Origin of the sequence: Corynebacterium pilosum DSM 20521 = CIP 103422 (assembly GCF_000373805.1) — a bacterium.
Taxonomy (GTDB): Bacteria; Actinomycetota; Actinomycetes; order Mycobacteriales; family Mycobacteriaceae; genus Corynebacterium; species Corynebacterium pilosum.
The window spans coordinates 157,811-183,401 of record NZ_KB892450.1 but is presented as its reverse complement, the minus strand read 5'-3'; the positions used below and the strand labels follow the sequence as shown (position 1 = coordinate 183,401).

Sequence of the window (25,591 nt, the reverse complement as noted above, 5' to 3'; positions counted from 1 at the left end):
AAACCCTCAAACGGTTCCGTCGAAATCCAAAAAACTTTTCCATCTTTCATTTGTGCTGCTCACAGCTGCTGCGATGGGGCAGTATAGGTGGCAGATTCGTAGGCCATGTGGCACGTTGCCCGCTGCACGGTGGTCGGGGCGAAGCGGGTGTGGCACCCCACGGACAGCTGCATATCGCCCTCGACCCACGTCACCCAGGTCGCTTCTGATCCGTCCACCGCGTACTGGCGATATTCAATGTGGTGGTCGTCCACCGCCACCAGTTCCAGTTCTTCGTCCATGCTGATCTCCCGCTCTACTTGTTGAAGCAGCTGGTCACCCGGCAGCCCGTAGAGGTCATCTATGGCTAGCTGCAGACGAAAATCCGGGTCGTCCCCTTCCGCCTTCCACATGTCATCGTGCGCCTCTAGGTGGAAACCAGCGGGCAAGGTCACTTCGAGTCCGTCTTGGGCCAGCACCACTGTTTCCGGGGCTTTGTCTGTCTCCTCAGGCTCCGACGCGACGGGCTCAGCCGCTGGCTCCGAAACGCGCTCCGACGTCTCAGGGGCAGCCACTTCAGTCTCCGGCACGGGAACAGAACCTCCAGAACTCATGCCGACCGCCCACAATCCAGCCCCCAGCACCACGGCCACCGTGGCGCCAAGGACGATAACTGGCAGGCGTGAAACAGATGGCGCACCCTGTGCTTCCACCGGTCGGATCAACCCCGTGAGTTCCTCAGGCGTGGTGCTCTCGCTAGGTGGTGGTGGCGGTTCTTGATCTGGCGGGCCCGCCTCCTCGGTGAGGCGATCGTCGTCACGCGCAACAGCGTAGGCAGCAAAGCCGACCATCTCGCTGGCCGCAATCAGCTCTTCCGCAAAGTCCTCCTCGGCGCTGATCGCGATGGTGTGACCGGCAGGTTCGTCGCTCACCAGCGTGAGGCAATATTCCACCAACGCGCTAGGGCTGGGCTTGTCGTAGCGGAAGTAGGTGGTGTCAGCGTCGATGATGGTCACCGTCGGGGTCACGGTGATGGTCAATGTGCTCATTGTGGGTCCTCCCCTACGCTCTGATCAGTGCTGGCAACCTGCATCATTCCCACCACGGTGTTGTCGGACACCAAGGTTCCGCGGCCCGGTGGTTGCGTAGAGGCGCGCACGCCGAAGATGGCGCCTTCGTCACGGTTGCCGTCCAGGATCAACACGTTCGGGCGTTCGTCCTTCAGCGCCCCGAGGAAGCGGCCGTGGATCGCGCGCCCCACCCCGCCGAACTTGCGGGCGATGAAAATGTGCATGCCAATATCCGCTGAGTGTGGCAGCAGATCAAGCAGCGGACGCAGGTGCTCATCGGGGACAAGGTCGAGGTCGTCGATGACGATATAAATATCAGGGCCTTCCCACCATGAGCGCCCCGCCAGCTGCTCGGGCGTGACATCGGGGCCGGGCAAGCGCGTCCGCAGTGTTGTTGCCGCCTGCCCCACCGCCGTGGCCACCGCATCTGTGGTCGGGGCATAGACAGCCACCATGTTCTCGTCGATACGCCCGAGGTGTGCCCGGCGCGGGTCGACGATGACCAGGCGTGCGTCCTGCCGCGGCTGCTGTTCTACCCAGGCCATCAGCGTGGCAAGTGCTGTGGATTTGCCGGATTGGGCCTGGCCTGTGACGAAGAAGTGTTGACCATCCATCGGCAGTGGTGCCAAGTCCGGTCCTCCGACGCCCAGGATGGGTGTGCTGCCGGCGTCCTGAATCTCTTCCCACGCGATGTGGGCAGGCAGCATCCGCAGTTGCGGCACCCGTTGCAAACCGGCCCGGCGGGCCTCGTCGGCGATATGGGCGACATCCTCTTTCGAAGTTTGGGCGATCAGCATCATGCGCCCCTCCGCATCAAGTCCGCGGCCCGGGTCAGTCGGTAGTTTTTGTTGCTGCTTGCGCCCAATCTGTGAGTCCAGTGCCTCGCCGAGGCGCAGCTCTAACCGGTTGCCGATCAGGTCGCGTATCGACGAGCGCAGCGACGTCCACCGCTGCACCGAGAGCACGAGGTGGATCCCAGCCGCTGGCCCATCAGAGGCGAGGCGGCCGAGTGCCGTTCGCAGGTCATCAAATTCTTGGTCCGGGCCAATCAGGGCCTGCCAACCATCGATGACCAGCACCACGTCACGGCCGGCTGGGGTGTCTAAAAATCCGACTACTTCGTCGACAATGCGGCGCAGCTTCTCCGGCGTTGCTCGTGTGGCGATACCTGCCACGTGCGGCAGCCGGGACAAGTCATGAAACTCTCCGCTGCCTGCGTCGATGATGTAAAAGGCCACTTGCTCAGTGGTGCTTGTCAACGCCAGAGACGCCACGATGGTGCGTAGCGCTGTGGACTTGCCGGTCTGTGGTCCACCGGCAATCGCGAAGTGGCCGCCGGCGCGCGACAGGTCCACCCAGAGTGTGTCCTGGCGCTGGTGGTACGGCAGGTCCACAAGCCCTATCGGGGCGCGCAACAGCTGCTCCCCGTGCGCGGGGGTCTGCCCCGCCACCCTGGACAGTTCGATCGCGGCCGGCAGGGGTGGCAGCCACACCGGGTGGGCGCTCAGGCCTCGTTCAGCAGCAGCTGTACTGGACAGCTCCACCACCGCGTGCAGCAAGGTGGTGGACTCGTCGTAAATGACAGGCGCCTCGGGCGCCGCGGCATAGTCGTCCCACCCCGTGTATTCCTGCACGGTGATCGGCGTCGTCCCCTCCGCCGGTTCACCCCGGCGCGCCAACGGCCCGGACACGTAGGCCGCCTGGAAGCGGGTCAGCTCCGCGGAATCTTCCCGCAGGTAGCCCGCGCCGGGTGTGGAGGGAAGCTGGTAGGCATCGGTTACGCCGAGGACTTGGCGCGATTCCGCAGCTGAGAACGTCTTCAACCCAATACGGTAAGACAGGTGGGAATCAAGTCCGCGCAGCTTTCCTTCCTCCAACCTTTGGGAGGCAAGCAGGAGGTGCACTCCCAAAGAGCGCCCGAGGCGGCCCACCGCCACGAACAGGTCGGCGAAATCCGGGTGTTGCCCCAGCAGTTCAGAAAACTCATCCACCACGATCACCAGCGCGGGTAGTGCCTCAAGGTCTGGGCGCGTGCTCAGCCGGGCAGAGGTGTAGTCAGTGACGTTGGCGAAATTACCCGCCTGGCGCAGCAGTTCCTGCCTGCGGTTAAGTTCGCCAGAGATCGCGTCGTACATGCGCTCCACCAAGATGGCCTCGTTGTCCAAGTTGGTGATCACCGCTGAGGTATGCGGCAGGTCCTCACATCCCAGGAATGTTGCGCCGCCTTTGAAGTCAACCAGGACGAAGTTGAGTTCTTCGGGCGAATGCGTCGCCGCCAGCGCTACCACCAGGGTGCGCAGCAGTTCGGATTTACCGGAGCCCGTCGCCCCGATACACAGCCCGTGCGGACCCATGCCGCCGTGGGCCGATTCCTTCAGGTCAAGCTGCACGGGCAGTCCGTGTTCATCCACCCCGATGGGCACTTTCAGCCGGTTGGGTGTCAGCTCGCGCCCAGGCCACAGCGTGCGTGGGCTGAGCTGTTCAATGGCCGGCATCCGCAGCAAGGCCAGCACATCATTGTCGGCGGCGGTTCCATCGCCTGCTTCTGGGCGGCGCAACGGTGCCAGCCTGCGCGCGATCAGCTCGGCTTCGGCAGCGGTGAAGGCGTCGGGAGTGCCCAGTTGCTCCTGCCCCACCACGGTATACACGGAAACGTGATCGTCGATATGCACATGGATGCCTTCCTCATCGGCGAAACGGTGGACGGGATCAAGCGGATCCGGCGCGATGACTAAGGTGCAGCGCACCGCGTTTCCGCTTTCGCTTGTCGACGATTCCGCCTCCACCACCGTCTGCGACAAATCTGGTGAACCAACATCGACCACGGTGATCTGTAATTCAGCATCCTCCGGATCGCGGGTATGCGCCGTCCATTTCAGCCACTGCGCCGCCCCAGGCGTGCATCGGTTTGTGATACCCACGGTTTCTGGACCGTGAAAAAAGATCAACTGCGAGAGCATAGACCAGGCTATTTCAGCCGCTCTCGGGCCTGAGAGCGTGATCAGCCGAAAAGCACGGATCTGCACGACGATGGGGATATCGTGGACAGAGCTGACGGCCGCGACCGACCGGCGCAAGCTCACCGCGCAGACAGGGTCCAGATCTTCTGTAGAGCCCGGATCATCCACGTCGACCGGTGTGCACAAAGAACCTACGCCCAGGCCCAGCCGTACCTCCCCCATGCGGGGATCGGTATCAAGCCGCTCCCACACCCGCGCTGGATCGACAGTGGAGAGGAGATCACCGGGATGCGGGTGATGGAACACCTCGTGGTCGCGCTGCTGCTGCGCGTTCTGCCTGGCCTGGGCGCTCAGCGCGTCGAGGTGGCGGAGGTAGACGCGGCGTTGCTCGTCGATATCCCCCGTCTTTTCTGGTGGGGAGACCATCATCAGCATGCTCATACCCATCATGAGCGGGAAGATCAGCATCATCGGGCTCATGCCGCGGCCGGACAGTGCCATGATCAGCACGATCGCGGCAAGAGCGCCGATCATCACGATGGGCATGATGATGCGGATCAGCGGTTCGGGTGTGGGCCGCTGCGCCTCAGGAACAGGTTCTGCTTTCAGCGTGCCCTGCGGCAAGCCCGGGCCACTAATTTTCTGCGCCGGTGCGACAGGCGCAACAACATTGTCGTGATAGGTGCCAAGCACATTTCCCCCTCTTGATCACTGCCCCAGCCGACTGGTCACCCCGACCAGTCCCCCGTTGCTGTGGACACAACCGCCATCTTAAGACACAATGAGGACACGCGTGCGGTGAGGGGATCGCACCGCAAAGAAAAGAACATTCGGGGGGGTACTTATTCCATGTCTGCTGCCATGCACCACGTGGTGCGACTGACGCTGCGCCTTGATATTGGCCAACATCATTCCGCTATCGATGTCACGCTCCCCAGCTCATCGAGTCTGGCTGAGGTTTTGCCGGAGCTCATCGACATCATCGATGCGCCGCCAACATCTTCGCCCTGGCAGTTCACTACGGTGTCCGGCCTGCCGCTGGACAAGTACGCGCCGCTGCATCATGCGGATCTTGCGGATGGGTCGATCGTCGTCATGCGCCCTGAAACAGCCGCCGAGCCTCCCGTGGTTCGCGACGCTGCTGAGGCCCTTGTTGCGCAGGCCGGAGCCTCATCCCGCGCCCCGGACGTGGATCATGCCGCGGCGCTGGTCATGTCGCTCGGCTTGGTCGCGTTGCTGGCCACGGTGATTCCGCTTCCCATTGCCAGCGGCGTATCTGCACTGCTACTGACCCTCCTGGGCATCTACACCGCGGGCCAGGGTCTGATCATCGCCGCGGTCATCGGTAGCGGCCTGGCTTCAGGACTGTGGGTGTGGGGTGGGGAAAACAACGCGCCAGCGATCGCCCTCGCGTCAGTGGTGGCGTGCGTGACGTCGCTGGTGGCTACCGGGTGTGCCGCATATTTCCGCTTGATTGGCACGCGCTTAACGACGACCACCGCCACCGCCTGCTTGGTGATCATCGCGGGGTGTCTCGGTGCCTGGCTGCCTGGTGAATCCGCATCCGCAGCGCTTTCTGCGCTGGTCAGTCTGCTGATCATCATGGCGGTTCCTGGCCTGGCGACCCAACTGGCGGGCCTGAGTATCCCCCGTGTCCCCACCGCGGGTGAACCGCTTCCCGATGCCCATGATCACCAACCGGATGTGGATCGTCGTGCGCTAGCAGCCCACCGCATCAGCGACGGGATGTACATGGGTGTGACCTTGGGGATGGTGCCAGGGCTGGTCCAGTTTGTCCTCCGGGGTGGCGAGTGGACGTGGCTACTATGTCTGTGCCTGGCCGGGGCGATCGTCATCCACGCGTCCCGACACGTCGCACCGATCGCGCGGATCTCTTTGATGACGCTTGCCATTGCGGCCGCTGGGGTAGGCACGGTGGCGCTTACTCGCGATGATGTACACCCAGCGTTACTTGGTGCCGGGATCTTGGTCGCCCTCGTGGCGATCGCCGCACCCCTGTGGGCCGGGCGGGTCTCTCAGCTGGAACCGACCACGGTGGTGTGGTTCGAACGCGCTGAACAAGCCGCCATCATCGCGGTCATTCCGCTTGCGATTCACGTGGCCGGGATTTTCGCACTGATTCGAGGCCTCGGATGAGAACACACATTGCGCGCCTGATCTGCGGGTTCGCTCTCACGGCCGGCGCCTCTTTCGGAACTGGATCTCTTCCGGGGTCTATGGCACCCGCTGCGGCCCAAGACCTCCCCTGCGTGCTGCCTGAACCGGCCGATGCGCCCGAGGAGGTGCCGGATCTGGGACCGTTGCACGACCTTGCCACCGGCGCCGGCACCACGGTGGCGGTCATCGACACCGGGGTGACGCCCCACCCACAGCTCTCCCAGTTGGTACCGGGTGCCGATTTCGTCACCCCTGCCGCTCCACACCCCTTGCACGATTGCGATGGGCACGGCACCGTCGTCGCAGGCATCATTGGTGGCGCTGATTACGGTGTGGCCCCAGATGCGCGAATCGTGGCGATCCGGCAGACCTCCGGCCACTTTCGCATCGACCCGGATGATTCCGGCAGCGCAGGAAGCCTCGCCTCCTTGGCAGACGCCATCCACGACGCCCTCAACCACCAGGCCGATGTGATCAATATTTCCGTGGTGTCGTGCGTCTCTCCTTCGACGCGTGTCGACGACGCCATCCTCCGCGACGCCCTCGCCCGTGCGGAGGATGCCGGAGCAGTGGTCGTGGCCGCCGCAGGAAATATCACCGATGACTGCCCCGATGGATCATTCGTCTACCCAGCCCACCTTCCCACGGTGGTTGCCGTGGCAGCCCGCGACGGCGATTACACCCTGGCGAATTATTCGGTGACCACGCCCGAGGACCAGCCAGCCGTGTCGGCGATCGGTATGCCGGAGGCCGCCTTGTCCCCTACTGGTGAAGGGTTTGCTGCAGGTATTTATCCCCGCGCCCAAGCGGGATTGGAGGTATTTGCCGGCACGAGCTTCGCCGCCCCCGTGATCAGCGGTACCGCTGCGCTTTTGCAGGAGCGTTTCCCCGAGGAATCTCCTGCCCAGTTGCGTCAGCGCCTGATCCGCGCTGCCGAACCAGCCGATGGTTTCATCGACCCCTACCAGGCCATTTCTTCAGCAGGACCGGCCAAAGTCACAGCACCGTCAGAGCATCCAGTGCAGGTTCAGCACACCGAAGCACTCGAATCATTCGCCGCACATCGAGCAATCTGGCTCAACGTTTCGGTCGGCCTTTTTGTAGCTATACTTTTGCTTGTTATCGGGCTCCGGCAACGGTCCGCCCGAACAGTGCGGGAGGCTGACTAGCGGCAAGTTTGCTAGGCTAGCTGCCTCATGCCCGCCTTATGAAAAGGGATTTATTCTGCCTACACCGTCGTCCCTCGCTACGATCCTGCAGCGCATGGGCGTGGATGCTCTTGACTCTGATACAGAACTCACCCCCGACGAGGCTGCGGAACTTCTACAAGTTAGCCGCCCTCACCTCTTGTCGTTTATGGATAACGGCACGCTGCCCTTCCACCGCCTGGGCACGCAACGTCGCATCACAATCGGCGATCTCAACGAGTTCATGCAGCAACAGCGCCGTGGCAAGGAAGTATTGGCGAACCCCCTTCACTCCAGCTCACAGCCTCGTTCCACCGTTGAGCTCACCGAGGATGAAGTGGCCGAACTCAACGACCTGTAGAGAATCGCACTCGACGAGCAGCAGGTCAAGCAGCTCTCATAGCTTTGAGAGCTGCTTGACCGACACGGCTGCTCGTCGTTAAGCAATCCCTTAAGCGTAGAACTCCTCCGCGGTGATGTCCTTCCACCAGCGGCGCTCAGGGGTGTTCTCGCGGGTGCCGTCCTCCGGCAGCTTCACGCCGAGGAAGTGGTACAGGCTGACCACGTTGTGCTCGAAGCCCCACTCGGAGCCCGCCATGTACATGCCATAAAGCTTGGCGGTGGGCAGGCCGACGAGCTCGACGCCCTTGTCCCAGTTCTCCTTCAGGTTCTCGCACCAGTCGCGCAGGGTGCGCATGTAGTCAAAGCGGAACGTCTCAGTGTGCACAACCTCAAGTCCGACATCCTGCATGGCCTGGGTGATGGTACCAGAGCCCGTCAGTTCGCCGTCCGGGAAGATGTAGCGGTCAATGAACGTTCCCTTGGCCGTCTTGTGGTTATCCGGGTAGGTAATGCAGTGGTTCAAAATCTTGCCGCCAACATGCAGCTTGTCCTGGAGGAACTCGAAGAACTGCGGATAGTTGTCCACGCCGACGTGCTCCAGGATTCCGATAGCAGAAATGCCGTCGAACTCGGACTCGCTGACATCGCGGTAATCCTGGTAGCGGACCTCCGCAAATTCCTCCAAGCCCTCTTCCTTGATTTTGGCCTGGGCCCACTCGGCCTGCTCCTTCGACAGGGTCACTCCGATGGATTGGACTCCCTGGCGCGCGGCATAGCGCACCATGCCACCCCAGCCGCAGCCCACGTCGAGGTGGCGGTCGCCGGCCTTCAGGCCCAGCTTGTCGAACACCGTGCGGTACTTGTTCTCCTGAGCCTCCTCCAGCGTGGCGTTCTCGTGCGGGTAGATCGCGCAGGTGTAGGTCATCGAATCGCCAAGGAAGAGCTCATAAAAGTCATTGCCCACGTCATAGTGCGCGGAGATCACATCGGCATCGCGCTCCTTGGAGTGCTTGGACAGGCCCTGGCGGATCGTGCGCTCCAGCCAGCTAGCCTCCTCCACATCCGGGATCGGCTGCACCTGGATGGCCCCCATCGAACCGAGGGAGCGCAGGATCTTCGCCATCGTGCGGAAATCTGGCTTCTTCACCTTGTTGTACAGTTCACGCAGCGAATCGAAAATGCCGTACGGGTGAGCCAGGTGCTCGCCTTCAACGGTGAGGCCCTCCGTCACGAATGCGCGCGCAAGACCGACATCGCCAGGGGCGGTCACGATGTAGCTCAAGCCCTCCGGCGAGTTGATGCTCACCTTGTACTTGGCATCCTCAGGTCCGGTGGAGGATCCATCGAAGGCCTCCCAGCGGAAGGGGTTCTCACCCTCAACGAATTCGTCGACGATCTCTGCAACGGTCATGGGTTCAAAAGGGGATGTCATGTTCCTCTATCCTTCACTTACCAATCTATTTATTCTGACAAAATCTTTGCGCGATTATGCGCCGCCGACGGTCTTCTCATACAGACCGGGGAAACGTCCCTCAGGGTCATACACCTGCTTCATCTCTTCCGGCAGATTTCCGCCGTAGAGCGCTTCAAACTGCTCGCGGGTGTAGAAGGCCTCCGAGTACAGGGACTTATGCCCACCGAGCTCAGACACCTTCTTCTCGATGACCCTGTTGAAGGCCCCAGGTTCAGCGTCCTTAGACACGTGGTCACCGGGCACAGCCGACCAGAATCCCATATTGATCCACGTCGTGCCTGGCTCCAGCGGGTACAGAGGCCACGGCGCGCGCTCGTCGGCAGTCTTTTCGCCCTTGCCGACGAGATCTTGGGAACTGCCACGCAGACGAATCGGGCACAGCCACACCGGCTGAATATCACACGCCTGGAAGAACCACTCCAGCCACTCGGCAGTCTTATCCACCGTGACCTCAACGTCTTGCACCACGCGCTCGCGGTGAGGCAGGCCCTTGGGGCGATTGACCAGGTTGTGCTCGACGTTGTACTTGCGGTCCAGCCCGATCAGCTTCCAGTAGAAAGCGCTGCGGCGCAGGTCACGTGGCCAAATGGCACGCACCTGGGGGTTTTGCACGCCGAATGCGCGGGAGCACCAGAACCAGTCCGTGTCCCAGCGCCAGATGTAGTCGCGAATGGTCAACCGGTCGCGCAGTACACCTTCAGGGTGGCGCAGCGACTGGTAGTAGATACGGTCACGCGTGTAATCGGAGGTGGGGCCTTCCTCATCGGTGGTCTGGGCGATGATCAGGTAGGACTCATCCGGCGAAAAAGAAACACCGTCCAGCCCGTGGATCGGTGCGTTCTCGAAAGTGCCGGACTCGGAGTACTCAGCCAAGGCCTCCTGGTAGGAGGTCAGATCGTCGAAACGCACATGCGACATCGCGACGTACTTTTTCACCGGCTCCAGCTCAATCTTCAGCCGGATCGCATACCCCAGGGAACCGTAGGAGTTCGGGAAGGAGCGGAAAAGATCAACATTGCTCTCACGCGTTGCGGTAATAATCTCGCCGGTGCCGGTGAGGATATCCATCTCAATGACGGACTCATGCGGCAGCCCATTGCGGAAAGACGTGGACTCCACACCCATGCCGGTCACCGCCCCGCCCAGGGTGATGGTCTTCAACTGCGGAATAACAAAGGGTGCGAGGCCATGCGGCAAGGTGGCGTCCACCAAGTCCTCATAGGTGCACATGCCTTGAACATCCGCGGTGCGGGCAACGGGATCAACCTCAATGACACCGCCCAAGCCGCTGACATCAAGTCCCGCCGAGCCACCGCTACGGCCACGGAACACGTTGGATGTCTTCTTTGCCAAGCGCACTCGCTGGTCTTTCGGGACCTCGGCGAAACTATCGACGAGGGCTTCTACACCACGATGATGTGCCTGCCATCCGACGGGTTGAATATGTTCTGCGTCGACGCTGCGTGAGGTGAAAGTATTCCCCAACGCGTTCGTCACACCACTTGCTATTCGCACTGCACTGTCCGCGATATTGTCCGTTAGGCTCATGTAACGCCACTGTAACCACTCTTTATGGTTTTTGCCTGCCGGCATTCTGCCCACCGCTTGCCCGCCACCCCTGAGCAGGTGAATCCTAAAACTAGTACGTCGCCCGGCGCGCTCTTTCCTGGCTAAGGTCCGGCCCCTCGGGCAGCAGTTGGACGATTGCCCAGGGGACCTCGTCGACACGCGCCGCCCCAACGACGTCTAGTACCGCTGGGTCCTCCACGGCGTGACGCACACCGCTGCCGGAGACCACGAGGAAACTGCGCCCAGTATCCACCCCGACCGCACCAGTAGCGAGGCCACGGAACTGGCGAGCCACCGATGAGCCTGACAGCGCCACCTCCCCAGGCAGCTCGTGTCCGGGAGCGAAGGTCCCTACCCCGCCATTGGCCGTGGCGCACAGCTGCAACTCCGCCGGGTCGCGCAGCGTGGGCACCTCGGCGGGAATCGTCACACGCACAGGGTCGGCTGCATCGGCGAAGGCCGCTAGCTCCTCGCGGCTGAGCTGGCGGGCTTTCGCGCCAGCTGACTCAAAAATATCTGCCTGTGCCGGCGAGAGCGGCTGCACTCCCCCGCTCGGGAGCAGCGCCCACGCACCTCCCTCGACGCGCAGCACCATCGGCACAGGGGCAGGCACGACTACCGGGGCTGTCTCTGGCACCGCCTCGAGCACTTCTACGGGTGGCTGCCACCGTGGTGTGTCTGGGCCAATCCCCAGGCCTCGGCGTAGGGCCCGGGCCTGCGGGGAGGACTCCATTGGGAGCTGCGCACGCCCTTGTGCCGTGACCAGCCACTCGCGCTGACCATCGGTAGCCACCACTGCGTGATTCGCAGGCAAAGCAGTAGGTGCGGGCCCCGCCACCACGCTGACCTCCTCTTCCCCGCCCGCTGTGCACGCTGACCACGCCACGGCGGGAGAATCCTCAGGCGCAAAGACCGTGGGGGCAGATGCAATGCCCACAGGCGCCCCGCGGCGGGCCTCTTCAAGGTGCTCGTCGCCAATAGAGGCCGGTTCTGCTGCCTCGCCGATGATCAGCCGCGCAGAGGTTAGATTCGTGACGGGGTGCAGGGCGTCGTCGATACGCACAAAAAGCGCGCCAGACGTGGCCCGGACGATCGGAGCATCGCCCGGCGCGGCGTTGGGTTTCAGCCAGGCCAATAGGCCCGCAACCCCGCCGATCAGTACGACGGCCACCACCCCAAGGATCGCTGCGCGGCGCCGGGCCGTCAGCGGATCATGAATCATGCGAATATCGCCGTAGAGCAGGCCATGTTCAACCCTGCGTCGTAAAAACCTGTGGCCAGAAACCTGCGCACGCGTGGTGGGTAAAAACGTGCGTTCCTCCTGCTGAGGAGCCGGCTGTGTAGGCGCGGTCACTTCAATCACTATCCCCCGAATGGATCCCCCGCTGCGGGCCCCTCCCGCAGCCTGTGCATTAAAGGCCAGTGTATTGCGTGATGCCGGTCGCCTCAACCGCTGGGCGTGGACGCGGCAGCGGATCTGAGCCCGCCTGCTGCGCGTCGATCTGCATCAACGTCAGTTCATAATCCGCAAAGGCCTCATCCACCGCAAAAACAACCGTGTCGCCTTGGCGGTACACAGGGGTAACACCTTCTGCGGTCCACAACCCGTGCAACATCTGCCACTGCGGCTTCTGGAAGGCCCAGAAGCTCCACGGGCTGGTGATGAAGAACTTCACGTTGAACTCTTCCGCAGCCTTGTCCACAACATTGGGCTCATTGGGCGCGCCCCGCTTCCCTTCGCCCAGCAGGTGGGAATCCCAGTACAGGGTGTCAGTGTTTGAGCCGCGCCCGCCGGCGGGCCATTGGTAGTGGCGGGACACCGTCGGAACGCCGTTATAGGCATAGAGCCATGAGTGGCCGTCGGAAGGATCGCCCATGGTCAGCCCCTCGTAGGCCGCGGGCTGGGTGCCCAACCAGTCGAAAGCTGCCCGGTCATCGTCATCCACCATGCGCTGGGAGGCACGTGGCTGGGTGAACGCCTCGCGCGCGCCGCGGTTCGTGGAGGCGGTCACCCACCACGCGGCGCCCCAGCCAACCAGCACGCCAACGACGACCGACGCCGCCACAGTCGACCGCGTCCAGGCAGGGCTGTCATTGCGCGCAGCCACCGGCGCGAGCGTGAGCAGGCGCACGAGCACCGCCACACCCAGGCCCGCCATCGCGAAGACGATGATGGCCACCGGCATGATCAGGCGGTGCGCCATGTTGTAGTGCAGGGAACCCACCAGTGTTGCCACTTCCCCGATGATCCCATCAAGCGGGTACAGGGACCCCACGGTGATCGCAAGAAAGAGCAGGTAGGTTGCCAGCAGCCAAACCTGCCGGCGCCACACCACCGCGAACAGCGCACCCACCAGTGCGAGCCACAGGATCACGGTGGGATCCCAGTCGAGGAAGAATTCGTCCACGTGGCGGGTGTTCATCGTAAACGCGTCCGCCCAGGCTTGCTCCAGAGTTTTGGCTTCGTCGCCGGAGAAGGCACCGACCTCTTCTGTCTGTTCGGAGCCCGTCAGCAGCTGCGGCAAATACAGAATCGTTCCCACCAGCGCCGGGGCAAGCAGCCACACGGTATCGCGCAGCCTCGTCTGAGCCGGGGAGAACAGAAGGTAGAGCAGCCAGTAAAGGCCGACCGCCAGCGCAACGACTGTCACCGCTGAAGGATGCAGCTGCACCACACCAATAAATCCCAGCATCGTCGCTAGCGCGCCCACATGTCGGTGCACCACGCCCGCGAACTGTGCGGTGACCACGCCTGTCAAACAGATGGCCAAGAGGTACGGCCACGCGCCCACATAGTCGCCGATCCAGATCAGCACGGGCGAAGCGTAGGCCGCGATCGCTGCAAAGGCTGCGCCCAGCTGGAACATGACAGATCGCGTGCCGACGACCACCCCGACCATCCCCACCATCGTCAGAGGAAGTGCCACTGCCGGGCCAACGATGCTCATCAAGTTTGTTGCCTCGATGGGGTGCCACCCAGTCGCATCCGCGATCAACGCGGTAGCAGCGTGGAAACCGGAAGGATAAAGAAGTTGCGCCTGAGTTTCGAAGTTTTGCAGCTCACCCATTCGGGTCGGTGAGGCGACCCCTTCCTCAAGGATGAAGCGCACGGCATTGGCATGCCACTGCACATCCCAGCCTTGGAAGATACTTCCCATGCCGTGGGGCAGTCCTTCGAGCCAGCGCAGTTTCGAGCTGATCAACAACCACGCCGAGGTCGCCACGCCTGCCGCGGGAAGAATCCAGGTAGGGTCCGCGATGCTGTCTCTCCGCCAGCCCCCGGGCCAGAGGGCATCGCGCCACGCCACAGCGCCTTTCCGACGAGCCTTCTTGGCAAAAGCCCAACGCCAGACCCCGGCCAGGGCGAGAACGACGAGCCACATGAGAATGAAGGTCACCCAGTTGAAGGGCAGCTCTGTTAGCCCCCAGAACCACGCGGCCAGCCCGACGATGCCAAAGGTGACCGGCATACCCGCAAACATCGCGGCCGGCGTTTTCAGGCCTGACACCCAGGCAACAAAGAAGCCGGGCAGCACAAGGACGGCAATCGCCGTCCATACCGCTGCAGCGATACTCATGATCTTTGCTGCCTCCCTTAAAACACCGTGCTATGTGAGAAAAGTGTAGCCCCGAACCCCGCGCTTCTTAGGTATTGGACTGCGCCTGGACCTCGTCTGGATCACGCTTGTCACGGGTCATCGCGTTTCGGGCGGCAAGCTGGTCATCCGCCGGGTACGTCACACCCATCATCGTTAGTCCGCGGGCTGGGGCCAGCGGGACGTCAGGGCTGCGCTGTTGCTGGCCCAGCAAGAGCTGGGTCCAGGCCTCGTCGCGGCGCCCCTCCCCGACCACAAGGCTTGCGCCTACCAAGGCACGGACCATGTTCCAACAAAACGCGTCGGCAGTAATTTCTGCGACATACAGCTGGGGTTCGTAGGGCGTCGAAATGTCCCGCCACGTGAAAGACTGCACATCGCGAATCGTCGTGGAGTGCGGGCGCGGCTTACAGAAGGCGGCGAAATCATGCAGACCGACCAAGGCATCGGCCACTTCTTGCATCGCCTCAGCGTCTACCGGTTTGATCCAGTGGGCTGTATCCCTCACCCGCATCGGCAGCGGGCCTCCCGGATGTGTGGTCACCCGGTAATGGTAGGTACGCGCTAAGGCAGAGAATCGGGCGTCGAAATGCTCGGGCGCAAAAGTGACTTGGTCGACGCGGACATCTTCTGGCAGGAAGCGCCCTAGGCGGCGCACCAAACGGGTCGGGTCCCCGTCGATGGTGCGCTGGTCCAGACTGGACGCGGGAATGTCACAGTGCGCAACTTGGGCAGCGGCATGTACGCCGGCATCGGTGCGTCCTGCAACGGTCAGGCGCACAGGCACGCGAAGGATCGTCGATAATGCGTCCTCCAGCGTTTCCTGCACGGTGCGTACCGGCCCATCAGCGCCGGGTTTCTGGCGTGCCCAGCCGTGAAAGTCGGTGCCGTCATAGGCCAGGTCAAGCCGCAATCGCCGCATGTCGCTGTTGTTGGGTTCGGCCGCGGGACGCGCCTTCGCGTTGGTCTGTGCAGTCTCCATGATGGGACTAAGAGTACCAAGCAGCAGTAGCAATGCCGACGCCCCCTGCTCCGCGCTGTAGCGGTGCAGGGGGCGTTCGAAAGAAACGGGGGAAGGACTACTTCTCCTCGTCCTCCTTGGCTTCCTCAGCTTCAGTAGACTCTTCAGCAGGTGCGTCCTCAGCCTCAGCTGGGGTCTCCTCTGCTGCGGTCTCCTCAGCCTTCTCTTCCTCAGCTGGCTCTTCAGCCTGCTTGGAAGCAGCTGCGCGAGCAGCGCGGTTGGACTCCTTGGCCTCTACTTCCTCGAGGACGAGGGAGATCTGAGACATTGGAGCGTTGTCGCCGGCGCGGTTTTCCAGCTTGATGATGCGGGTGTAGCCGCCATCGCGGTTCTCGAAGCTCGGAGCGAGCTCGTCGAACAGGTGGTTAACAACGTTCTTGTTAGGAATGTGCTTGAGCACCTCACGACGGTCGTGGACGGAACCAGACTTCGCGCGAGTGATCAGCTTTTCGACGTAAGGACGCAGGACCTTTGCCTTAGCGTCGGTCGTCTTGATTGCGCCGTGCTCGAACAGTGCAGCTGCAAGGTTGGACAGAATGTGCTTCTGGTTGCTTGCAGAGCTGCCGAAACGGGCGCCCTTCTTTGGGGTAGGCATTTTCGTACTCCTCGTGTGCGGTTAGTTGAGCGCTTGGGCTCTATTTACTCAGTCTCTTCCGCGCCACCATCGACGTAGTCGCCGGTTTCGGCGTCATAGCCCTCGATCTGGGTCGGGTCGAAATCTTCCGGTGCATCCTTCAGGGTCAGGCCCAACGAAGCAAGCTTGATCTTGACTTCGTTAATGGACTTCTGGCCGAAGTTACGGATATCCAGCAGGTCCGATTCGGTGCACTCTGCGAGCTCACCAACGGTGTGGATCTCCTGGCGCTTCAGGCAGTTGTAGGAGCGAACGGAGAAGTTGAGATCCTCAATCGGCAGATTGTAGGCCGCGATGTACTCGGTCTCCTGCGGGGAGGGGCCGATCTCGATGCCTTCTGCCTCAGTGTTGAGCTCCCGGGCCAGGCCGAACAGTTCCACGAGGGTGGAACCTGCAGATGCTAACGCGTCACGTGCGCTCATGGAGTTCTTGGTCTCCACGTCGATGATCAGCTTGTCAAAGTCAGTGCGCTGCTCAACACGAGTAGCTTCGACCTTGTAGCTAACCTTCAGCACTGGCGAGTAGATCTGGTCAACCGGGATGCGGCCGACCTCACCTGCAGAGTCTGGCATTGCTGGGACGTAGCCACGGCCACGCTCAACAACCAGTTCCATGTCCAGCTTCGCCTGCTCATTCAGGGTCGCGATGTGCAGATCCGGGTTGTGGATCTCCACGCCCGCTGGCGGGTGGATGCTGCCTGCGGTGACCTGACCAGGTCCTTCAGCGGACAGGTACATGACTACCGGCTCATCGGAGTCGGAGGACAGCACCAGGTCCTTGATGTTCAGGATGATCTCCGAAACGTTTTCCTTCACACCGTTAATGGTGGTGAACTCGTGCAGCACACCATCAATCTTGATGGAGGTGACGGCTGCGCCCGGGATGGACGACAGCAGCACGCGACGAAGGGAGTTACCGAGGGTATAGCCGAAACCTGGCTCGAGTGGCTCGATGACGAACTTCGAACGGTTGGTATCGATGTAGTCCTCGGTGAGTTGAGGACGCTGTGAAATGAGCATGAACTTCTCCTTTGGCGACCGCTATATGACGCCTAGAGGGGTGAATATTCTTGGAAGATTTCCCCGTGCCCTGTCGAAGCAGCGCACATGATGCGGGCTGCGGCGATGGGGTACGGAGGTGAAGTTATTACTTCGAGTAGAGCTCGACGATGAGCTGCTCCTGGATGGGCACCTCGATCTGAGCGCGCTCGGGCAACTGGTGCACGAGAATGCGCAGGGTCTCAGGAACGACCTGGAGCCATGCTGGGACAACGGAGTCAACCAGGTTGTCTTGTGCTTCCTCGAACCAGATCATCTTGCGGGACTTCTCGCGGACATCGATGATGTCGTACTGAGTCACCTTGAAAGATGGGACGTTGGTCTTCTTACCGTTGACGGTGAAGTGGCCGTGGGAGACCAGCTGACGCGCCTGACGGCGGGTGCGAGCCAGGCCTGCACGGTAAACAACGTTGTCCAGACGGGATTCGAGCAGGATCAGTAGGTTGTCACCGGTCTTACCAGGCAGGCGGTTAGCCTCCTCGTAGTAGCGGCGGAACTGCTTCTCCATGACACCGTAGGTGAAACGAGCCTTCTGCTTTTCCTGCAGCTGCAGGAGGTACTCGGATTCCTTGATGCGAGCGCGGCCTGCCTGCCCCGGAGGGTATGGGCGACGCTCGAAGGACATGTCGCCGCCGACGAGATCGACGCGGAGACGACGGGACTTGCGGGTTGCTGGGCCGGTATAACGAGCCATGATTTAAACCTCTTTCCTTTTCCCTTTAGACGCGACGACGCTTCGCGGGACGGCAGCCGTTGAATGGCTGTGGCGTCACGTCGGAGATCGAGGACACTTCTAGGCCTGCAGCCTGGAGGGAACGGATTGCGGTTTCACGACCGGAACCTGGGCCCTTGACGAAAACGTCAACCTTCTTCATGCCATGGTCCATTGCCTTGCGTGCAGCGTTCTCTGCAGCCATCTGTGCGGCGAATGGGGTGGACTTACGGGAGCCCTTGAACCCAACGTGGCCGGAGGATGCCCAGGAGATCACAGCACCGGAAGCGTCGGTAATCGACACGATGGTGTTGTTGAAGGTGGACTTGATGTACGCGTGGCCCTGGGCCACGTTCTTCTTAATGACGCGGCGTCCGCGACGAGACTTAGGAGGCATTGATTACTTCTTCTTTCCTGCGATGGTCTTCTTCGGACCCTTGCGGGTACGAGCATTGGTCTTGGTGCGCTGACCACGAACTGGCAGGCCACGACGGTGGCGCAGTCCCTGGTAGGAGCCAATTTCAATCTTGCGGCGGATGTCAGCCTGGACTTCGCGGCGGAGGTCACCCTCCACCTTCCAGCTTGCTTCGATCACGTCACGCAGAGCGGCTACCTGATCATCGGTCAGGTTGTCGGTGCGCAGGTCAGGGGAAATGCCGGTCGCTTCCAGCAGGTGCTTAGCGCGTGCTGGGCCGATGCCATAGATGTAGGTAAGTGCGATCTCCATGCGCTTATTGCGCGGCAGATCAACACCAGCTAGACGTGCCATGTGGTACGTGCCTTTCGGGTTGTTACGATGGTTTTCTCCCTACCCGCCCACGCCAACCGACGCTTGCCCCGGACCGTTTCCGGGCTTTGGGTCGTGATCCACGCGGCTCCAGCCATCGCAGCCGGAGGTAAAAACAGGGTCGCCGCAATAGCGCGACGTCCCCTGGGTAAGGAGGCTTATGTTCTTACTTGTAGCGGTAGGTAATGCGGCCGCGGTCCAAGTCATAAGGAGAAAGCTCCACGACGACTCGGTCCTCAGGCAGGATGCGGATGTAGTGCTGGCGCATCTTGCCACTGATGTGTGCAAGAACCTTGTGCCCGTTGTCTAGTTCGACACGAAACATTGCGTTTGGCAAAGGCTCGATAATCTTGCCTTCGACCTCAATTGCGCCTTCTTTAGCCATAAACTCCACATTCCCGGCAATCGCTTAACGACGATTACCTGCAATTACGTACTGTTACTCGAGTGGTGTGGCAACAATTACACACACCAACGTCCGACTATAGTATGCGAGCTGGGAAAATCAAAACTCCCCGTTCCACTACGTGCAGGGTACGGGGAGTTTGAGCGTCGTAAGCGCTTCAGTTCTTAGAGACGGCCGTTAGGCACTCCGCGGTCCAGGTCGCCCCAGACATAAACATCGTCACCGATGTCCAGCGAATCGTAGAACACCTTCGCATCCCCTGGGGGAACGTGGACGCAGCCGTGGGACAGCAGCTTCGGATCGCCCTGGTGGAAGGCGATGCCGTTGTAGGTGAAGTAGACGGAGTACGGCATCGGCGCCATGTTGAATTCGTAGGACACTTCGTCCTTCACCTTGCGGTTGACCTTGTGCCAGCCTTCAGGGGTGTCCCAGCCGTTCGCGCCGGTGGAGACAGGAACTGGCCCGTAGGTGAGAACGCCGTCCTTCTGCAGCCATGCGCGCTGGCCAATCACGTCGATGCAGGCCTCTGCTGCCGGTGGGCATGGGCCAAGCTGGGCCTGCTGCTGGCGCTGCTGCTCTGCCACGCGCGCAGCTTCCGCCTGGCGGCGCTGCTCCTCCGCGCGGCGGTGGGCCTCGGCGTTCTTCTGGCCGACCAGACCTGGGTGGAAGAACTCCACGCCGTGATCCACGGCATCCTTCAGGATCTTGGTGTGCGCGCCCTGCGGCAGGGTGTCGATCTGGCGGTGCAGCTCGTTGCGGGTCTGCCACCCACCTTCACGTGCCTGCTCTGGGGTTGGAAGGCCGAGAGCGCTGGACAGCTCTGCTTGGTTGCTGGGCAACGCAGGCAGGTTGTTAGGCAGCGCTGGCATGTTGCTGGACAAGTCAGGCAGCGGCACCTGCTGCGCGTTTGCCTGGGCGGGAACTGACGCAACAGCCATGACAGCGGCTGCAGCGACAGCGATTAAACGGCGGGAAAACTTCGACATACGCAGATCATAACCCTTGCTGCATCAATCGGACACTCGACACCAAAGATGGTTAGTTTCTGGGGGTAAGAATCCGGGGGCCCTGGCTGGTCGCGGCCACCGTGTGCTCCCAGTGGGCTGCGGGTGAACCGTCGAGGGTGACCACGGTCCAATCGTCGTCAAGCACCTCCGAGTCCACTCCCCCGCCCAGGATCAGCATCGGCTCAATCGCCAGCACGCTGCCCTCCTGAATCAGGGGGCCTTTGCCCGGCTTGCCCTCGTTCGCCAGGTAGGGGTCTTCGTGCATTGTGCGGCCAATCCCGTGGCCGCCATAGCCATCCAGAATGCCCAGCTTGATCCCGAAGTCACGCTCTGCCTTATACGTTGCCTGCTCAAGCGCGTGTGACACATCAGTCAGACGATTGCCCGGGACCATGGCCTGCAAGCCTTCCATCAGTACCTGTTCGGTCGCGCGATTGAGCTTATCGACGTCCGCCTCAAGCTCACCGACGCCGAAGCTCCAAGCGGAGTCCCCCACCCAGCCTTCGTAGGTGGCGCCGCAGTCGATAGAGACCAGATCCCCTTCCTTCAGCACAAGCTCATCGGTGGGGATGCCGTGGACGACTACATCGTTGACGCTGGAGCAGATCGAGCCGGTAAAACCCTGGTAGCCCAAGAAGGTCGGGACGGCGCCGTGGGAACGGATCACGTCCTCTGCGACCTTGTCCAGGTCTGCGGTGGTCGCCCCCGCTACTGCGGCCGCGCGCACCTCTTGCAGGGCGATACCGACGATACGGCCGGCGGCCTCCATGGCGTCCAGTTCGTCCGGTGTCTTCGCCGGAATCATTTTCTTGCGTTTGCGGAACACCATGGTGGCGTTTCCTCCTTAAGCGGTAGCAGTGTTGTAGCAGCAAAAGCCGGCACCCACCTGTGGGGGCGCCGGCCTGTGCAGAGTTTTTCGTCGAAAAGCGAGCGTTTACTTGCCCAGCTTCTCCATTGCGCGAGCGTTGACCTCGTCGACCTCGCCCTCGGCGTCGATCGCGATGATCTTGTCACCGTAGAAGTCGGTGACAGGCTTGGTCTTCTCGCGGTACTCCTCGAGGCGGGTGCGGATGGTCTCCTCGTTATCGTCGGCGCGGCCGCGAGCCAGCATGCGCTCCACGACGACGTCCTCGTCGATCTCGAAGCTCAGCACACCGTCGAGCTTGGTGCCGTTCTTCTGCAGCATCTCGTCCAGGATTTCTGCCTGGGCGGTGTTGCGCGGGAAACCGTCGAGGAGGAAGCCGTTCGCGGCGTCCTCTTCTGCAAGGCGGGATTCCACCATGCGCACGGTTACCTCGTCGGGAACCAGCTTGCCTGCATCGATGTAGCTCTTCGCTTCGACGCCCAGCGGAGTGCCCTCGCCGATGTTGGCGCGGAACAGGTCACCGGTAGAGATGTGCGGGACGTTGAGCTTTTCGGACAGGATTGCTGCCTGGGTGCCCTTGCCTGCCCCGGGAGGGCCAAGAAGTACAAGTCGCATTATTTCAGAAGTCCTTCGTAGTTGGATTGGAGGAGCTGGGATTCAATTTGCTTCACCGTGGTCAAGGCCACGGACACCATAATCAGGATTGCGGTACCGCCGAACGACGACATCATGGACTGGGAACCGAGGCCCATATCCAGTGCGATATTCGGCATTACCGCGATCACAGCCAGGTAGATCGCGCCGACAAACAGCAGGCGGTTCATCACAAAGGACAAGTACTGTGCGGTTGGTCGGCCCGGTCGAATACCCGGGATAAACCCACCGTACTTCTTCATATTCTCCGCCTGATCACTTGGGTCGTACTGAATCGACACATAGAAGTAGGAGAAGAAAATGATCAGCGCGAAGTACACCAGGATGTACTGCCACGACGATGGGGACTGCAGCCAGCTCATGACGTTGCGCTGCCACCAGTTATCTGGCGGGGTGGCCTGGTTGGAGTACACGATCTGCGTGATCAGCACCGGCATGTACATCAGGGAGGACGCGAAGATGACTGGGATCACGCCGGCCTGGTTGACCTTCAGCGGCAGGTAGGTCGAGGAGCCACCGTACTGACGACGACCGACCATGCGCTTTGCGTACTGCACCGGGATACGACGCTGGCCCTGCTCGATGAAGATGATGCCCACGACAAGCGCGATGACGGCCACGAGCACGATCACGAAGACCAGGCCACCGGACTGTTCCAGAATGTTCATGCCGTCGGTTGGCAGGCGGGTTGCGATACCTGCGAAAATCAGCAGCGACATACCGTTGCCCACACCCTTTTCGGTGATGATCTCACCGAGCCACATCACCAGCACCGCACCGGAGGTCATCACCACGACCATCATGATCAAGGTGAACAGGTTGCGGTCCTCCACCAGGACGGGCACACCTTGACCAAGGAGCTGCTCGCGGTCCGCCAGGGCCACGATGCCGGCCGATTGCAGCAGTGCCAGCGCTACCGTGAGGTAGCGCGTGTACTGCGTCATCTTGGTTTGGCCGGACTGGCCTTCCTTCTTCAGTTCCTCAAACTTCGGAATCACCACGGTGAGAAGCTGCACGATAATCGAGGCCGTAATGTACGGCATAATGCCGATCGCAAAGATCGACAGCTGCAGCAGCGCACCACCAGAAAACAGGTTGATGACGGAGAACACGGACGCGCCCTCGTCGGCAAGCGCGCTCAAGCGGCCGGCGATGGCACCGTAGTCAACGCCCGGGGTCGGGATCTGGGCACCGATGCGATACAGAATTATCAGCGCAAGAGTGATCAGGATCTTCTTGCGCAGATCCGGATCCTTAAACACCTGAAGAATGGCGGACACAAAGCCTCCTGGCTTCCATCAAGACTGTGAACTGGTGGAAGATCGTGGAATTTCACCAGCGCAACGCATACGGGCGCGCGCCTGACATTATTGACGTTCCTACCCTACCAGCCGAATGTCCAAATGCCTGATTTCGGGCCGTTTAATCGCAGCCAAATTACAACCAGGCGATAGCAAAAGGGTTAGTCATACCTAAATTGACCCAATAATTGCGGGCCGGTAACCTGAATCTAAAGTTGTATTTTTTGCACTTATGGAGCCATTAGTTGAAAGGGTTTTGATGACTTCAGCAACACCACAGGCCTCCCCCACTGGCCCTACTGAACAGCCTTCACAGTCCGGCATCAACCGCCGCGGCTTCCTCAAGTGGTCCGGCCTCGTCGGTGGCACCGCGCTCGCTGTAGGCGCGGCCGGGGCGGCAGGTCCCGGTGGCGGCACGCTCCTGAGCGGCTCTCCCGGCGTGGGGCCAGCAAACGCTGCCGAGAACGCCCCAGACCCTGACTTTGTGTGGTCATCATGCACCGTGAACTGCGGTTCCCGCTGTCCACTGAAGCTTCAAGTCGAAGATGGGCGCGTCACCCGCGTCCTCCCGGAAGATGAAGGCGACAACGAGATCGGTTCTCAGCAGATCCGCGCGTGCGTACGCGGCCGCTCGATCCGCCACCGCATCTACAACCCGGACCGTCTCAAGACGCCCCTGAAGCGCAAGCCCGGCACCGAACGCGGCGCTGGCGAGTGGGAGGAAATTTCCTGGGACCAGGCCCTGGATGAGATCGCCGACAAAATGAAGGAGCTCATCGCCGACTACGGCAATGAGTCGATCTACCTCAGCTACGGCACCGGCACCCTGGGCGGCACGATCGCGCGTTCCTGGCCACCCGCTGAGACCCCCTTCGCACGCTTCATGAACCTGATCGGCGGGTACCTCAACCACTATTCCGACTACTCCACCGCGCAGATCACCGCCGCCAAGCCCTATCATTACGGCGGTTGGGTCACGTCGAACTCTTTCGACGACGTGAAGAACTCCAAGCTGCAGGTGATGTTTGGTAACAACCCGCTGGAGACCCGCATGTCGGGCGGCGGCGAGATCTTCGTCACCCAGCAGATCAAGAAGAAGCATGGCGTGCGCACCATCGTGATTGATCCGCGCTATTCCGAAACCTCGGTGGGCCTGGGCGACCAGTGGGTTGCGCTGCGCCCCGGCACTGACGCCGCGCTCATTGCCGGTCTTGCGCACGTGCTTATCGACGAAGACCTGCACGACCAGGAATTCTTGGATAAGTACTGCATCGGTTTCGATGAGGATCATATGCCTGAAGGGGCGCCGGAGAACGCCTCCTACCGTTCCTATATTGAGGGCAAGGGCCCCGATGGTGTGGAGAAGACCCCAGAGTGGGCCGCCAAAATTACGGGTGTCCCGGCACAAGAGATCCGTCAGCTGGCGCGTGAAATGGGCACTGCCCAGCCCGTGTCGATCACCCAGGGCTGGGGCCCGCAGCGCCACGCCAATGGTGAAAACCAGGCGCGTGCAGTCTTCACCCTGGCTGCGATGCTGGGCCAGATCGGTATCCCCGGTGGCGGCACCGGCGCCCGCGAGGGCTCAGCGTCTCTGCCCATGACCTACCCGTTCAACACGCAGTACGAAAACCCGATTGAGACCTCGATCCCGGTGGCGATGTGGACCCAGGCCGTAGACCACGGCGAGGAGATGACCGCAACCCACGACGGCGTGCAGGGTAAGGACAAGCTGGACGTGCCCATCAAAATGTTGTGGCAGTACGCCGGCAACACGCACACCAACCAGCACTCGGATTTGAACCGCACCATCGAACTGCTCAAGGATGACTCCAAGGCAGAGTTGGTCGTCGTCAGTGATATCCAAATGACGGTATCGGCGCGCTATGCCGACTACGTGCTACCGGATGCCTCGACCGCGGAACAGGTCGACGTGATCCAGCAGGGCTCTGCCGGCAACCTCGAGTACACGATCCTCGCATCGCCTGCGATCAAGCCCCTGTATGACTGCCGCCCGATCTACGACGTGGTCGCCGACCTGGCCGAGCGCTTCGGTGTGCGCGACAAGTTCACCGAGGGACGCACCCAAGAAGAGTGGGTGAAGTACACCCTGGACGAATCCCGCAAGGAAATCCCAGAGCTCCCCGAATATGAGGAGCTCAAGGAAATGGGTGTGTGGCGCCGCGAAGGCGAGTCCGTGATTGCGCTGGAGGACTTCCGCGAGGACCCAGAGGCCAACCCCCTGGAAACGCCCAGCGGCAAGATCGAGATCTTCTCCGAAACACTGCACAAGATGATAGACGAGTGGGAATTCGACGAATCCATCCCCGGCAACAAACTGACTGCCCTGCCAGAGCACGTCGACACGTGGGAGGGCGCGAAGGCCGCCGCAGAAAACAAGGAGTACCCACTGCAGGTCATTGGCCACCACACGAAGGGGCGCACGCACTCCTCGTACGGCAACGTGGACTGGCTTCGCGACGATGCCCACCCGCAGGTGCTATGGATCAACCCGATCGACGCCAACCAACGCGGTATCGAAAACGACGACGAGGTCTATGCCTTCAATGGGCGAGGCCGCATCAAATCCATCGCGCGCGTAACCCCGCGCATCGCACCGGGAGTGATCTCCATCCCCCAAGGCTCCTGGTTTAACCCCAAGGACGGCGGGGTGGACGAAGGTGCCTCGGTGAATACGTTGACCAGTTGGCAACCATCGCCGCTGGGCAAGGGCAACGCCCAGCACACCGCCATCTGCCAGGTCGAGAAAGCTTAAGTGAAGGGACACGCAAAC

21 protein-coding genes are annotated in these 25,591 nt (G+C 61.5%); 4 read left to right on the top strand and 17 right to left on the bottom strand.

Annotated features, from left to right (window positions below; translation table 11 throughout):
* Positions 1–59: 59 nt before the first annotated feature.
* Both B097_RS0106170 and B097_RS0106165 read right to left on the bottom strand, forming a co-directional pair.
* Positions 60–1,028 carry a type VII secretion-associated protein gene (locus B097_RS0106170; protein ID WP_018581670.1) on the bottom strand — a complete coding sequence of 323 codons (969 nt, stop codon included), beginning with the start codon at positions 1,026–1,028 and terminating at the stop codon, positions 60–62.
* On the bottom strand, positions 1,025–4,702 hold the full coding sequence (locus B097_RS0106165; RefSeq protein WP_018581669.1) for a type VII secretion protein EccC: 3,678 nt from the start codon (positions 4,700–4,702) through the stop codon (positions 1,025–1,027). Before B097_RS0106165 ends, B097_RS0106170 begins: the two co-directional genes overlap by 4 nt.
* Before the next feature lie 156 nt (positions 4,703–4,858).
* Here B097_RS0106165 and eccD point away from each other — a divergent pair, with 156 nt between their 5' ends.
* From eccD to B097_RS0106150, 3 genes are all read left to right on the top strand, one after another.
* Positions 4,859–6,166 carry a type VII secretion integral membrane protein EccD gene (eccD, locus tag B097_RS0106160; RefSeq protein WP_018581668.1) on the top strand — a complete coding sequence of 436 codons (1,308 nt, stop codon included), beginning with the start codon at positions 4,859–4,861 and terminating at the stop codon, positions 6,164–6,166.
* Complete coding sequence (locus B097_RS0106155) at positions 6,163–7,356, top strand: S8 family serine peptidase (protein ID WP_048402709.1); 1,194 nt, start codon at positions 6,163–6,165, stop codon at positions 7,354–7,356. The genes eccD and B097_RS0106155 overlap by 4 nt, the downstream gene beginning before the upstream one ends.
* Before the next feature lie 94 nt (positions 7,357–7,450).
* Positions 7,451–7,735 carry a helix-turn-helix domain-containing protein gene (locus B097_RS0106150; RefSeq protein WP_053070962.1) on the top strand — a complete coding sequence of 95 codons (285 nt, stop codon included), beginning with the start codon at positions 7,451–7,453 and terminating at the stop codon, positions 7,733–7,735.
* A gap of 90 nt (positions 7,736–7,825) precedes the next feature.
* Here B097_RS0106150 and B097_RS0106145 read toward each other — a convergent pair whose 3' ends face one another.
* The 15 genes from B097_RS0106145 to secY form a co-directional block, all read right to left on the bottom strand.
* A complete protein-coding gene (locus B097_RS0106145; protein WP_018581665.1) occupies positions 7,826–9,148 on the bottom strand; it encodes a class I SAM-dependent methyltransferase in 1,323 nt (440 codons plus the stop codon).
* A 54-nt stretch (positions 9,149–9,202) separates the two neighbouring features.
* Positions 9,203–10,738 carry an FAD-binding oxidoreductase gene (locus tag B097_RS0106140; RefSeq protein WP_026254349.1) on the bottom strand — a complete coding sequence of 512 codons (1,536 nt, stop codon included), beginning with the start codon at positions 10,736–10,738 and terminating at the stop codon, positions 9,203–9,205.
* Between the two features lie 91 nt (positions 10,739–10,829).
* Entirely contained in the window at positions 10,830–12,113 is a 1,284-nt protein-coding gene (gene eccB, locus B097_RS0106135) for a type VII secretion protein EccB (protein WP_048402707.1), read from the bottom strand.
* Between the two features lie 58 nt (positions 12,114–12,171).
* Complete coding sequence (locus B097_RS0106130) at positions 12,172–14,337, bottom strand: DUF6541 family protein (protein ID WP_018581662.1); 2,166 nt, start codon at positions 14,335–14,337, stop codon at positions 12,172–12,174.
* Positions 14,338–14,404: 67 nt separating this feature from the next.
* On the bottom strand, positions 14,405–15,337 hold the full coding sequence (gene truA, locus B097_RS12590; protein WP_018581661.1) for a tRNA pseudouridine(38-40) synthase TruA: 933 nt from the start codon (positions 15,335–15,337) through the stop codon (positions 14,405–14,407).
* Between the two features lie 97 nt (positions 15,338–15,434).
* A complete protein-coding gene (rplQ, locus tag B097_RS0106115) occupies positions 15,435–15,971 on the bottom strand; it encodes a 50S ribosomal protein L17 (RefSeq protein ID WP_018581660.1) in 537 nt (178 codons plus the stop codon).
* A 44-nt stretch (positions 15,972–16,015) separates the two neighbouring features.
* Entirely contained in the window at positions 16,016–17,029 is a 1,014-nt protein-coding gene (locus B097_RS0106110; protein WP_018581659.1) for a DNA-directed RNA polymerase subunit alpha, read from the bottom strand.
* 127 nt (positions 17,030–17,156) lie between these two features.
* Positions 17,157–17,762 carry a 30S ribosomal protein S4 gene (gene rpsD / locus B097_RS0106105; RefSeq protein WP_018581658.1) on the bottom strand — a complete coding sequence of 202 codons (606 nt, stop codon included), beginning with the start codon at positions 17,760–17,762 and terminating at the stop codon, positions 17,157–17,159.
* A gap of 25 nt (positions 17,763–17,787) precedes the next feature.
* Positions 17,788–18,177: a 30S ribosomal protein S11 gene (gene rpsK / locus B097_RS0106100; RefSeq protein WP_018581657.1), complete on the bottom strand. Its 390-nt coding sequence runs from the start codon at positions 18,175–18,177 to the stop codon at positions 17,788–17,790.
* Between the two features lie 3 nt (positions 18,178–18,180).
* Complete coding sequence (gene rpsM / locus B097_RS0106095) at positions 18,181–18,549, bottom strand: 30S ribosomal protein S13 (protein ID WP_018581656.1); 369 nt, start codon at positions 18,547–18,549, stop codon at positions 18,181–18,183.
* Between the two features lie 184 nt (positions 18,550–18,733).
* The gene (infA, locus tag B097_RS0106090) at positions 18,734–18,952 is read right to left on the bottom strand and encodes a translation initiation factor IF-1 (protein ID WP_018581655.1); all 219 of its coding nucleotides are present in this window, start codon (positions 18,950–18,952) and stop codon (positions 18,734–18,736) included.
* Positions 18,953–19,137: 185 nt separating this feature from the next.
* A complete protein-coding gene (locus tag B097_RS0106085) occupies positions 19,138–19,959 on the bottom strand; it encodes a L,D-transpeptidase (RefSeq protein WP_018581654.1) in 822 nt (273 codons plus the stop codon).
* A gap of 52 nt (positions 19,960–20,011) precedes the next feature.
* Positions 20,012–20,809 carry a type I methionyl aminopeptidase gene (gene map / locus B097_RS0106080; RefSeq protein ID WP_018581653.1) on the bottom strand — a complete coding sequence of 266 codons (798 nt, stop codon included), beginning with the start codon at positions 20,807–20,809 and terminating at the stop codon, positions 20,012–20,014.
* Positions 20,810–20,914: 105 nt separating this feature from the next.
* Positions 20,915–21,460, bottom strand: coding sequence for an adenylate kinase (locus B097_RS0106075; protein WP_018581652.1), 546 nt, complete (start codon positions 21,458–21,460; stop codon positions 20,915–20,917).
* Complete coding sequence (gene secY / locus B097_RS0106070) at positions 21,460–22,779, bottom strand: preprotein translocase subunit SecY (RefSeq protein ID WP_018581651.1); 1,320 nt, start codon at positions 22,777–22,779, stop codon at positions 21,460–21,462. The genes B097_RS0106075 and secY overlap by 1 nt, the downstream gene beginning before the upstream one ends.
* Positions 22,780–23,059: 280 nt before the next feature.
* Between secY and B097_RS0106065 the strand changes: the two genes are divergently transcribed.
* Positions 23,060–25,573 carry a DMSO/selenate family reductase complex A subunit gene (locus B097_RS0106065; RefSeq protein ID WP_018581650.1) on the top strand — a complete coding sequence of 838 codons (2,514 nt, stop codon included), beginning with the start codon at positions 23,060–23,062 and terminating at the stop codon, positions 25,571–25,573.
* The last annotated feature ends 18 nt before the right edge of the window (positions 25,574–25,591 follow it).